10 protein-coding genes are annotated in these 13026 nt (G+C 55.0%); 9 read left to right on the forward strand and 1 reads right to left on the reverse strand.

The features are described 5' to 3' along the window. The first annotated feature begins 653 nt into the window (after positions 1-653). From OSO_RS0125260 to OSO_RS0125310, 9 genes are all read left to right on the forward strand, one after another. Complete coding sequence (locus OSO_RS0125260) at positions 654-2165, forward strand: M81 family metallopeptidase (RefSeq protein WP_029247451.1); 1512 nt, start codon at positions 654-656, stop codon at positions 2163-2165. Positions 2166-2360: 195 nt separating this feature from the next. Then, entirely contained in the window at positions 2361-3419 is a 1059-nt protein-coding gene (locus tag OSO_RS0125270) for a type II secretion system F family protein (RefSeq protein WP_010585838.1), read from the forward strand. 25 nt (positions 3420-3444) lie between these two features. Beyond that, entirely contained in the window at positions 3445-4743 is a 1299-nt protein-coding gene (locus OSO_RS0125275; protein ID WP_010585839.1) for a type II secretion system F family protein, read from the forward strand. Between the two features lie 50 nt (positions 4744-4793). Continuing rightward, the gene (locus OSO_RS0125280) at positions 4794-5261 is read left to right on the forward strand and encodes a pilus assembly FimT family protein (RefSeq protein WP_029247452.1); all 468 of its coding nucleotides are present in this window, start codon (positions 4794-4796) and stop codon (positions 5259-5261) included. 215 nt (positions 5262-5476) lie between these two features. After that, complete coding sequence (locus OSO_RS45070; RefSeq protein WP_029247454.1) at positions 5477-5920, forward strand: hypothetical protein; 444 nt, start codon at positions 5477-5479, stop codon at positions 5918-5920. After that, the gene (locus OSO_RS0125295) at positions 5917-6330 is read left to right on the forward strand and encodes a pilus assembly PilX N-terminal domain-containing protein (RefSeq protein ID WP_010585842.1); all 414 of its coding nucleotides are present in this window, start codon (positions 5917-5919) and stop codon (positions 6328-6330) included. The genes OSO_RS45070 and OSO_RS0125295 overlap by 4 nt, the downstream gene beginning before the upstream one ends. A 58-nt stretch (positions 6331-6388) precedes the next feature. Then, positions 6389-7345: a DUF1559 family PulG-like putative transporter gene (locus OSO_RS0125300; RefSeq protein ID WP_010585843.1), complete on the forward strand. Its 957-nt coding sequence runs from the start codon at positions 6389-6391 to the stop codon at positions 7343-7345. Between the two features lie 47 nt (positions 7346-7392). After that, positions 7393-8445 (forward strand): DUF1559 domain-containing protein, encoded by a 1053-nt coding sequence (locus OSO_RS0125305; RefSeq protein ID WP_010585844.1) that lies wholly within the window; start codon positions 7393-7395, stop codon positions 8443-8445. Positions 8446-8617: 172 nt separating this feature from the next. Then, positions 8618-9307 (forward strand): sulfite oxidase-like oxidoreductase, encoded by a 690-nt coding sequence (locus OSO_RS0125310; protein ID WP_157605450.1) that lies wholly within the window; start codon positions 8618-8620, stop codon positions 9305-9307. Positions 9308-9374: 67 nt separating this feature from the next. Here OSO_RS0125310 and OSO_RS0125315 read toward each other — a convergent pair whose 3' ends face one another. After that, entirely contained in the window at positions 9375-12365 is a 2991-nt protein-coding gene (locus OSO_RS0125315; protein ID WP_010585846.1) for a DUF1549 domain-containing protein, read from the reverse strand. Between the last annotated feature and the right edge of the window lie 661 nt (positions 12366-13026).

The following is a 13026-nucleotide window of genomic DNA, read 5'->3' on the forward strand; positions in this document are numbered from 1 at the left end:
TGACGTCTCGCTCACACTCAACGTGGTCGTATGAGTGGCACAACCACATCGTGCTCACCGTTTCGCGCAGATCGCAGTCTCGTTGGCCCGCTCTCGACGCGGTCATTCTTGGATCAATTCGTGTTGAAAGACCACGAGTGAAGCTCAGCCACCAGTGCCAGTCAAAGGTGGCGGCCATCATGGGAATTGAGGTGGAGCATCATATGCCGAGCTTCGGACTTGACCAGTGCGAAGATGAAATCGACAAGCCGTGTGACACTCGTACTGCTTCGCGCCCCTTTGAATTCGAGGGCTGTTGAAATAGCGGGGGACAGGTCGATTTTCATCGCAAAAAGCCGCTTGCTGCAACTGCCGCGCGCTGTGCCTCGCGTTTTTTGCAGTGAAAATGCGTTAGGCTCATCCCCAAACGGGTTACATTAGTTGGCGTCGTGCCCCCCAGCGACCAAACCGTCAGGTTGAGCCCCGGCTTGGATCACCGTTCGGTGATCGATGATTTCGATGGTGTCAAGCGCGTCGCCGTTGAAAAATTTCGCAATTCACACCCCACCCAAAAAACGAGTTGCAGTCAGTTTCAGACATCGTGTCGTTAGTTTAGCATACGGTGACGTTCACTTGAGTGGTTATCCAAACCAGCTTCCGTGGACGGCGATTCTGTGACAATCTTATTCGGAAAGTTGCCAATGGCCCGGGTCGGCATCCTCGCGTTGATTCAAGAGTCCAATACCTTCTTGCCTGGTGCGACCACTCTGGATCATTTTCGACAGGAATTGTTGCTTATCGGTGAAGATGTTCGGAAGCAATTCGCCGGCGCGCACCACGAATTGAGGGGATTCCTGGATGGATTGCGACGGGCGGGAATTGAGGCGGTGCCACTCTTCGCCGCTCGGGCCATGCCGTTTGGCGCGATTGAGCCCGCTGCGTTTGAAACGCTCCTCGAAACGATGCTGGATCAGGTTCGACGGGCAGGGCATCTCGACGGCCTATTGGTCGCACCTCATGGTGCAACGGTTGCCGCGAACTTTCCAGATGCGGATGGCGAATGGCTGACGCGTCTCAGAGATCTTGTCGGTCCCGAGATGCCGATCATCGGAACACTTGATCCTCACGGCAACCTGTCGCCCGCCATGGTCGCGGCGACCAATGCCCTGGTCTCGTATCGCACGAATCCTCACGTGGATCAAGAGGATCGAGGGTTGGAGGCGGCCGAGATCATGGCCAAAACGTTGCGTGGAGAATGGAAGCCAGTTCAGGCCGCTTCGTATCCGCCGATGGCGATGAACATTGAACGGCAATGCACGTCCGAATCCCCCTGTCGGGAACTGACAGGCTGCTTTGACAAAGTTCGCCGCCGTGACGGTGTCATAGGTGCAAGCCTGATGCTCGGTTTTCCCTATGCGGACGTCGACGAAATGGGTTCGTCGACGCTGGTCATCACAAATGGCAATCGGGAATTCGCTCAACAACTGGCCAACGAACTGGCGGCAGAGATGTGGGCGCTGCGTCAGGGATTGGCGGGAAACTTCCTGTCAGTGGAAGACGCCGTCGCCCAGGCGAGTCATTTGCCCGGGCCTGTCTGTTTGCTTGATATGGGTGACAATGTCGGCGGCGGATCACCTGGCGACGGGACCTGGATCGCACACGAATTGCTTCGGACAGGGATCGGCCCCGCCTTTGTCTGTATTGATGACCCTCAATCGGTGATCGAAGCCGAAAAACTGGGAGTCGGCGGAACCGCCATGATGACAATTGGTGGACGTATGGATGAACTGCATGGAGCGCCGCTGAAGGCCACATTCACGGTTCAGCAATTGTCCGATGGCCGTTACTCGGAAACCGGCGTTCGGCATGGCGGATTTACAGAGTTTGATCAGGGGCGCACCGCAGTCCTTGTGAACAACCAAGGATTGACAATCATGCTGACCTCGAAGCGAACGCCACCGTTCAGCTTGAGGCAACTCACCGCGTTTGGCCTGAAGCCAGAACGATTTCAGATCCTCGTCGCAAAAGGAGTCAACGCCCCACTCGCGGCCTATCATGAGGTCTGCCCAAGCATCCTGCGCGTCAACACACGGGGTGTCACCGTCGCAGATATGACCCAACTTCCCTATCAAAAGCGACGCCGACCCATGTTTCCGTTCGAAGTGACGACAAGCTGGCTGAATTGAGAGCTCATTCCAAAAGGAGTACTTTCATCCAAGCGTACTGCCAGCCGCGCGACGACTGGGTCCCCGTCGCATGAATTCCTCCAATCCTTGCAGCACAGTCACGTTCATCACGGCCATGACGCCAAAATCGTTTCACGCAGAAATCGGATGTATCGATCATGACCTGTTTGCAATCGAAGCGTCCAAGGACCACTCATGTCCAGCAGTGATGAGATCCTTCAACCTCGCAATTCCGATACGCTGCCAATCGCCACGCAGTTCAGTCAGGTGATCCGTGCTGGATTGCCACTTGAGACGGGACTTCACGCGCTCGCCGAACAAACAAAGTCACACCGGACGAGGGTAGCGTTGCTCGAACTGAGCCAGCGACTTGAACGCGGTGAGCCCTTGGAAGAGGCGGTGACGAAGGCCGAATCTGGCCTTAACCGTCAAATGAAAACGCTGATCGTCGCGGGACTGGAATGCGGCCGATTGGATTCCACTCTTCAATACGGAATCGATCAGGCACAACGCACGGCATCGCTCCGAACGCAGATCTGGTTGGGCCTTTCGTATCCGATCTTCTTGTTCTGGTTCTCCACCTTGATTTGTGGATTCATTTTGACGGTGGTGGTGCCACAACTTGGTTCCGTCTTTAACGACTTGGACGTCAATACACCGCTGATGACCTCGGGACTGCTCAGCGTGTCTGGATTCTTCTCGAAATTCACATGGTTGCCCTGGTTTATCTTGATTGCTGGAGGACTTGCAGGACTGGCGGCGATTATATCCGCAGGACTCTTTGGATGGGGTCGGAGATGGGCCACGTCACTTCCGTTAATCGGCCGTAGTTTTCGGCTCGCATCGTTAATGGACTTCTGCCAGATTCTTTCTCTACTGACAGAGTCAGGACTGCCGTTCTCGCGAGCTTTGCACTTCGCTGGCGAAGCCAGTGACGATCCATGGCTGACACGTAAATGCGACCGGATGATCAAGAGTCTCCAAGAAGGAGCAACAGCCGAGGAAGCGGCAATCAAGATTCAATTTCCGAGCACATTGTGCCAAGCCTTTCGCGGGGTCAGTTCGTCATCCGCATTCGTTGATTCAATGCGAGGTCTGGCCGATATTTTCGCTGCCCAGTCGCAGGTGACGCTCACCGTCGCCAATGGAATGATTGCCCAATTGGCGATTTATGTCGTCCTGGGTTGCGCTGGATTCATCGGTGGTATCCTGTTCGCAACGTTGATTCACCTGCTTCGATCAATGACTGGTTGATCCGTGAGGAATCGAGATTCATTTGATGAGCACGATTTTACTAATCAGCCTGCCATACGGACTGCTCGTCTCGGCGATCTTGTTGCGCGCCGTCGTTTCCGTACAACGTGACTCGGTTGCGGCGGAGAAACGCCGGATATTGTTGCTACGCGCCAGCGTCGTATTAATGGCTCTCGCTTTGGTCGGCATGTCGATTTTGGCCGTCAACGGTTACGCCGTGGGAGTGATCGGGCTGATTTTGGGACTCTCTGTATGTGTCTCCATCATCTACGCCGAGATTCGTTTCGCAGGCGTTCAGAATCGAGCACGCGAGGCAGAGTTGTTATGGGTTCTCGCGACCGCGGTGAAATTGGGGCGCCCGCTGGCCGCCGAAGTAGATGCCTATGCGCGTGGAACGACGGGACGCCGTCACCGCCTGCTGACCGCGATGGCCGACCGGCTTCATGATGGTCAATCACTCACCGAACTCGCGGTTCCACAAGGCCTGCTGCCCGATTCGGCGACGATGCAGATCCACTCGGGAGTCCTGGCGAATTCGCTACAGGAATCGCTTTCCACAACGGCCGCTCGTGCGACTCGTGAACTGGCCGAAGATCAAAAATCGAATCTTGGGGGAAGCAGCCTGGCCTACCCGCTGATGTTGATCTCGGTGGCATTCCTCGTCATCGGGTTCATCATGTACTACATCATTCCGAAGTACCTTAGGATCTTCGAAGATTTCAACACGGAGTTACCCGACGTCACTGAGTCGCTCGTTCATGCTTCAAACATCGTCGCTCGTCACTGGGCGATCATGGGGCTTCCCCTTTTTGTCTACATTCCGGCCTCACTTCTAATCCTGGTGGGATTTGCCGAGTACTATAGCTGGCCGATCTTACTCCAGTCGATTCTCGGTCGTTGGTTCATTCGGTGGCACACGCCGGATGTTCTGCGATCGCTGGCGCAAGGCATCGCGCAACGCATCCCCTTGGATCAGGCGCTCGATCCGATCGTTCGATTTGCGGGCCCGCTGAAACTTCGCCGACAGCTTGGACTGGCCCTGGATGATATTCGAGACGGCGATCCCTGTTGGCAAACGCTGCAGTCGCGCGGAATTTTGTCTTCGGCGGAAACTTATGTGCTGGAGTCTGCCGAACGTGCCGGCAATCTACCTTGGGTGCTTCAAACGCTGGCGGACAATCTTGATCGGCGGCGCTTGTTCCGAATTCGAACATGGCTTGAGTTCCTGCAACCGATCGCACTGGTCATTGTTGGATTGGCCATCGGGTGTCTCATCGTCGCCTTGTTCCTACCAGTGTTGAAGCTTTTGAACGACTGTGCATGACAACCGTCAGCCCACGGATGAGATGAAAGCCACCTGAAAGCATGCTGACTATGATCCGAATTTCGCCGCCGCCTGCCGCCATCGACAGAGACGATCGGTTCACTCACTCGATATCGCATCCTCGCGGATTCACTCTGATCGAATTGATCGGCGCATGCGTTTTGCTGGCAATCCTGCTTTCAACCGCCGTTCCGATGTTTGCCATCGTCGCGCGCGAAAGGCGGACGACTGAGCAGCGGCAGTTCGCATTGCAGCATGCCGTCAATCTTTTGGAGCAGACCCGACAACTTGGTTGGTCAGAACTCGACCCCGGAGAATTGTCCGTCCCCGACGTTGACGCACATTTGAAAGCGATCTTGCCTGGCGTCGAACAGTCATTGATCGTCCAGGCAATTGAGGACGAGAGCGAGTCACGTCAGATCGTGGCGACCGTGCGCTGGAAGGATCGAGGCGACCAATTTGTCACACCGATTCGAATGTCGTACTGGGTCTCTCATTCAAAGGAGACTCCACGATGACGATGATCACTCGTCACCATTCACGAAACCAAATTGGGGCCCGACGCCGTCGAAGGGCACGATCTAAGGACGATTGCCAGATCCATTTTCGATGGGGGCTGACCATGCTCGAAATGATCGTTGCGTCGTCAATGCTGTCCGTCGTCATAATGCTTACGGGAATCACGTTCCATCTGTTAATGCGATCTGAAAGGATGGCATCAGAATCTTTTGTCATGGAACGAGTTATCTCAAAAATCGCAACCGATTTTCGCAATGATGTCCATCGCGCGAAATCAGGCACAATGCCGATTTCGGGTGAGCGTCTCCATCGAGAGCTCGACCTGGATCTGGGAGAGGGAACACATATCCGATATCAGGCCGATCAACATCGTCTGACAAGAGAGCTTGTCAAAGGCGACACGGTCATGGCGCGTGAGGACTTTCGCCTCCCAGACTGTCAACCGCATCTATCGCCAGAATTCCCGGCCAACCCCAATCTAAGAACCCTGAGCATCGAGCGCCCCAGCAGTACGATCACTCGGGATTCCCGAGCACCGCGGCCATTGCGACCGCTCGTCATCGATGCCTACCTCAATCGCTGGCCAGTACCGCAGGCGAATCTCGAATCCGACGGCGAGCGCAATGCACCGGTCCAAGATGAAAAGGTGCCCCAATGAATCGACACCAACTCTGCATTCGCACATCCAACGAGTCACGCCGAGGTGCGGCGATCGTGTTTTCACTCATGGCTCTGCTTGTGGCCTCGATCTTGATCGCGGCTCTAGTGCGCATGACGGGGCTCGCGCATCGAGAGTCGATGAACGAGGAAATTCGGATGCAGGCGAATCTGATCGCCGATTCCGCTTGTGACCGCGCTCTCGCGAAACGGCAGAACCACCCCGATTTTCAGGGCGAAGTTTGGAACATCCCATCGAGCCAGTTGGTCAGCGGCCGTGAGGCAACGGTGCGAATGGACATCACATCTGTTCCTGACGAACCTTCGAAGAAATCACTTCGCATGATGGTGGAATACCCGATCAATCATCCCAACCTCGTTCGCATTCAGCGTCAGATACCAATCTTTTGATCAACCTCGCAGTGTGCTGTGTCTCAAGCAGAAAAATCCACACCTTGGAATCACGGTCATGTTGACATCGACCAGAAGTTCTCGCGATCAAAGTCACTCCCGATCAGGCTTTAGCCTGATCGAATTGATGGCCGTGATCACAATCGTCTCGGTGCTCTTCGCGCTGCTCCTTCCCGCAATCCAACAGTCTCGCGAAGCCGCCAGGAGAACTCAGTGCAAGAATAATCTAATGCAACTTGGCATTGCACTACAAAACTACGCGATGGCGTTTGAAGTCCTTCCTCCCGGAACTCAGAACATTTCGGGGCCGATCCAATCGACAGAGGGCGGTGGATACCATATGGGATGGTTGACTCAGATTCTGCCCTATATCGACCAGCAGAATGCGTTCAATCAGATCGATTTCAAACTTTCAGTGTACGACAAAGGTAATCTGTCGACTCGCTTACGGCCCATCGCGGCATTTGTCTGTCCTTCAAGTTTCATCAGTCGAGGGGCACTGGGATATCCAACGACCAACTATTGTGGCATTCACAATGACTTCGAAACGTTGATCGATGTCAATCAAAACGGGTTACTCTTCCTCAACAGCTCGATTTCGTACGAACAGATCGTCGATGGTAGTTCGTATACCGCCATGCTCGTCGAAGTCGTTCCCAATGCCACAACGGATTTGGGATGGATGTCGGGCACGCGATCCACTCTGAGGACGCTGACGCTGGCTGTCATCAAGACATCGAAGAGCCCCAATGGAAATCCCGCAGGTGGAAACAACCACGTCGTTGAATACGAGAAACATCCGCGCCCGCAACTACAGGGCCAAGGCGACCCTACGATGACAGGCAGCACCACGAGCAATTCTGCAGGTGGCCCCGGAAGTTACCACACCGGCGGACTCCAAATGCTCATGGGCGATGGTGCCGTTCGCTTTATCAGCGATAACATTGACGCCCAAACCCTGCGCTGCCTGGGACACCGCGCCGACGGTGAACTTTTGAAGTCATCCATATTTTAGCAGCCTGTTGAAGTAAGGGGGACAGGAATCTTGGCAGCCACGATGTCATGGCGTTTTTTAATCTGGCCGGAGACAGTCCCCGTTACTTCCACATGCTGTTAGTTGGGTTTTCCATCTGGCCGATCGAATTCGGACAGTCTGCTTTTGAACAGGACGTCTCCAACATGCTTCAAGCGTTCAATACGTTCCGCACACGGCCACCCCAACGCTCGCGCGGGTTCACGATCATCGAAATGCTCGTCACGATTGCAATCATCGCCGTATTGATGTCCATGCTAGTGCCAGCGGTGCAGCAAGCACGTGAAGCGGCACGGCGGACCCAATGCAAAAGCAATTTGATGCAAATCGGATTAGCACTCAACAACTACCTGATGGCGAACACAACTTTGCCGGCAGGATCACAAAATGAATCGGGGCCAATTCGATCAACCGAGTCAGGTGGCTATCACATGAGCTGGCTGACTCAAATTCTGCCTTACGTCGATCAGCAGAATGCGTTTCGTAAGATCGACTTCACACGCGGTGTCTATGACACCGCTAATTCATCGGTCCGCTCACATCGCGTGAATCTGCTCATCTGTCCTTCCGACCCGTTAAGGTTCAGCAGTCCCGCTCCCGCGACATCCTATTGCGGCGTCCATCACGATGTCGAAGCACCGATCGATGTAAACCAGAACGGCGTATTGTTCCTCAATAGCGCTGTCCGCTATGAAGATATTCCCGATGGCAGTTCCAATACGATGATGGTGGTGGAATCTCAAATTGATCAACGAAGCCAACTCGGATGGATGTCTGGTACACGCTCGTCACTCCGAAACGCCGTCGTCGTTCGGCCAGAGTCCGCACCGGCTGACGGAACACCTGCGAAAACAGAATTTGCCATGCACGCGGAATTCACAGGTCCCTCACTGGACGCGGCAGCAAATCCCACTGCACTTGATGATCCGCTGTATGTCGGTGGCTACCACAGTCCACATTGGACAGGCATTCACATCCTGCTGGGCGATGGTTCGGTGCGATTCCTCAGTCAGGCCATCAACGCCAAGACGTTCCGTAACCTGGCCCATCGCTCGGATGGCGAACTGATCGCCGATTTCTGAGTTGTTCGACAAAGGCCTCGCCGAGGAATCCCAACACTCTGCCAATGCAGACTTGCTTGCGCCGATACCAGGAAGCCTGTTCATCGCGCGGCGAGTTCGCTACACCAGAACGAATGAACGGGTCCCTGAACTGCACTTGAATTCCTGCCGGACGATGCGAGGACAATCCACGATGGAAGGCGATCCCAAATACCAAACCGGCGACCCGGCTGCCCCTTCTTCGGTTCCCCCCGGAATCATCATCAGCTCGGACACCTTTCGCGAGAATCGAATTCCACCGGGACAGACTCGTACGCGCAAATGGCCCGTCCTGCAATGGGGACCGATTCCGGACATTCCTGTCGACCAGTGGCGATTCGAAGTAGGCGGACTGGTTGAACGTCCATTCTCGCTGAACTGGACAGAATACCTGGCCTTACCCCGGGCAAAAGTATTCTCTGACTTTCACTGCGTGACGCGCTGGTCCCGGCTTGGCAACATCTGGGAGGGCGTTTCCATCCAAACGCTGATGGAACGCGCGGGTGTCAAACCCGAGGCTCGATTCGTCATCGCTCTGGGATATGACGACGGCTGGACGACCAATATGCCGTTGGCGGACATTGCACAGCCCGATGTGCTGCTCGCGGACACGCACGACGGCCAGCCAATCAACTTTGAACACGGGGGGCCCGTTCGGCTGGTGGTTCCACGACTCTACGCGTGGAAGAGCGCGAAATGGTGCCGTTCGCTAACTTTCCTCGATCACGACCAGCCTGGACTGTGGGAACAACAGGGCTATCACAATCACGGTGATCCCTGGGTCGAAGAGCGTTTCGGCTCCGAAACGCTTCCATCAGGCTGGACCGAAGAATCAGATTTTTAGCGGCCGCTATTTGCGATCTTGGTTGACAGGGGTCCGATCGCTCCAGCGTCGCGACCGATGAATTTCATCAATCGAGGTAGATAAACTCGTTCAAATTGAGTGTCATCAGACAGAATTGATCGAGTGCTTTCTCGGCCGTCAAATTGTGTTTTGATTTCAAGGACTCGATCAGTTTCAGCCCCTCTTCAATGATGGATGGATCGGGTTCACGGCCAAGCGTCAACCGATAGGCAATCGCGACCTGCTTTTGCACATCGTCACCCGCTTCCGTCCTGAGCCGTCGAGCGAACTCTGCGGCTTCCTGATTGAGGAACGCGCCATTCAGCATTCCCAAAGCTTGAGTCGGTTGAGTGGTTGTGAATCGAGCGGCGCAACTGCTGTCGGTGTCGGCGAAATCAAAGTCCGACAAGATCGGTAGCAACAACGAACGTTTGACCTGCACGTAAATACTTCGCCGAGCTTGCTCTTCCGGCGATGACGTTTCCCACCCTTTGCCCGGCTCCGATTGGCCGGCCTTGACCTCGTCACTAATCGCGGGAAACACGCCCGGACCATACATCTTCGGATTCAAGCGACCATCGACAGCGAGAATCGAATCACGAATCTCTTCGGCACTCAACCTCCGCATGTCATGTCGCCAGAAGAGATTGTTCAAGGGATCGACGACGCGGGGATCAGTGACCGCCATGCCGTTCTTCGAAAACGCGGCGACAGGCATCGAAGCTTGTGACGACATGCGATAGGCGTTCGACATCACAATCAGCTTGTGAATTCGCTTCATGGACCATGGAACGTTTCCAATTGCAGTGTTGTTGCTGGCGATAGCGCCGCCTGATTTTGCCGAAACCGGCACGGCATGTCCGCCCGTGCTGAGTTGCAGCGCCAGCCAATCGAGAAGTTCAGGATGAGTGGGTCGATCACCGAGCAGACCGAAGTTGTTGGGTGAACGCACGATTCCTCGCCCGAACAGGTGTTGCCAGATTCGATTGACCATGACGCGAGCGGTCAATCGGTTGTCCGACGATGCGATCCAGTTCGCGAGAGCGAGTCGACGGCCTGACGAGGTAGCCGCGGGGCCCGGTTCCGGAATGATTGCGGTGCCTCCTCCCAGCGATGTAATAAACGCGGGGACGACCTTTTCACCGGGTGACTGAGGATTGCCCCGTTTGAGCAGCATGGTCTCAGGAGGATTGGGCCCCACCTCGGTTACGCACAGCGCGTATGCAGCCTCAACCCGGTGGCGTTTGGCTTCACCCAATTCTTTCGTCAATTTCGCGTATTGGTCGTGGCGCTCGCCGCCGAGAATTGTCGGCCCCTGCGCGGCCATCAGAGCCGCGAAGTCCGGCCGATTCTTGACTGAGGTCAATTGTCCATTTTCCGCCCCGGCTGAAAGAGATCGCGATTCCACTCCCGGTCCCGACCACTTTACAACGAGCGCCTTCGCCCCCGTCGGCCCCTGAAAGTAGTCCAGACGGATCGGAACTCGACCTTGCTTCAAGCGAATCTTGCCCGTGCGAGGACTACCCAATCCGTGGATTCCGTCGTAGACAACGGCAGATTGGCCATCCACGATCAGACGCGAACCATCGTCGGAATCAAGACTGAATGTGTACTCACCGTCTTGAGGAACCTTCAGCACTCCCGTGAAGACAAAGCCAAATGCGAACTCGCGCGTGGCAGGGGTGATATCGAAAAAGCCTTTCTCCAGTCGAGCAACCGTCTCGGGTTTGATGCTGTCAAAATCAGGTAGTGACTGCCAGGTATCGCGGTAGAAGCGATATTCGAGATCATCCAGATCCGGCTGATCGGCCAATGTCTGTCGTTCGCGCAGTTTCTCGCGAAACTCGTTCTCGATCGTCGAGATCGATGCCTGCAACTGATTCAGGCGATCCTGATGCTTCTTCACCGCCGCGTCATACGTTTGACGCGCGGCGTCATTCTCGAAGATCGGACGCTCGGTATTGGGGCTGGGATTCCCATTGGGTGTGATCCCCTGAAAGAACGCAAGCATGCTGTAGTAGTCTTGCTGCGGGATTGGATCGATCTTATGGTCGTGGCACCGGGCACAATTGACCGTCAGCCCGAGAAACCCTTGAGAAGTCGTCGTAATGATATCATCGAGCACGTCAAAGACGGCAAGAAGCTTGTCGGCAGGTTCGTCGTCCCACATCCCGAGCCGATAAAACCCTGTCGCAATCACGCCGTCGCTGCCGGTTTCCGGTAATTCGTCCCCAGCAAGTTGTTCGCGAATGAACTGGTCATACGGCTTATCAAGATTGAATGATCGAATGACATAATCACGATAGCGCCAGGCATTCGGTTTCGGCCCGTCACGCTCAAAGCTATTGGTGTCGGCATAGCGGACAACATCAAGCCAATGGCGAGCCCAGTGTTCCCCGAAATGGTGGGATCCCAGCAGTCGATCGACAACGCTTTCGTAGGCGCGGGGCGAGGAATCGGCGAGAAACGCCTGAACCTCGGCCGCCGTCGGCGGAAGACCAATCAGATCATACGTAACGCGACGAAGAAGGGCCTCTTTCCCCAGAGGCGCCGCGGGAGAGAGCCCGTTTTGTTCCAGTTGGCTCAAAATGAACGAATCAATCGGGTTTGCGATCCACGTTTCATTTTTGACTTTGGGTGGAAGATGATCCTGCAGGGGTTCGAAGGCCCAGTGGTCTTTCCAAACGGCCCCCTGATCAATCCATTTTTTTAGCAGTTCAATCTGGATCGGAGTCAGTGGCGCGCCCTCGGGGGGCATCCGCTCACCTTCCTCTCCCGACGAAATGCGATGAATCAGTTCACTTTGGGCCGATTCATTCGGCACGATCGCTTGTTTGCCGGAATCGACTTTCGCCGTCGCCGTCGCGCGGCGATTCAACCGCAATCCGCCCTCCGCCTTGTCGGGACCATGACACGCAAAACATCGCTTGGCGAAAATCGGTTGAATCTGACGGCCAAAATCAATCGACTCCTGAGCATTGGCAAGTTCTGTTAGCGTCAAACCCGCCAGCAGTACAGCTCCTAAGATCGCTGTTCGCCCACGCAAAACGAGATTCATAGTGTCGGTCTCATGAGTTGTCAGAATCGGCCCAAGCGCTCATGAGATTGTACGATTCGCGGCCTCGAAGATGTAGAGGAAGAGTCGTACACCGGAATTCGAGGGAACGTACGACACGTCGGCCGAGTGCGAGCATCTCCCGCTTGTCGCGGAGGGCACCCAGTGTAAATGTTACAGACACTAGGTAACGCAGGTGATCGAGGAAAGACAAGCGTGATCGACCATCAACCAAATTGGTCGATTACAAACCACACCTAGACAAATAGTCTTCCCAGAGCGAAGGACGCTTCGTTGACGTGTTGAAGCATGAATCGCTCCACGGCCTCGTGACTACATCACGAAGCCGGTCAGATTCGGAAATCCTCAAGCCGTAAAAATCTGAAGGCGTCTCAAGTAAAACCTGAGACGCCTTCAGCACCTTTTCGACAAGTGCGGGCCAACGCCTGCCGACGGTATAAGTTCCTATAGGCAGATGGCGTTCCGTTCGCCAACAAATTTTGAATTCGAAGAAACCCCTTTGTACCCAAGGAATCTGTGCAAGACGCTTGCGCTTCTCCACACACAGAAAAGAACCATTTTAATACATTCGATTCATTTTGCTGTACAATTTGCGATTTCAGGGCGCCGATCCCCCCCCCCCCCCCCCCCCCCCCCCCCCCCC

This window comes from Schlesneria paludicola DSM 18645 (assembly GCF_000255655.1).
Lineage (GTDB): Bacteria > Planctomycetota > Planctomycetia > Planctomycetales > Planctomycetaceae > Schlesneria > Schlesneria paludicola.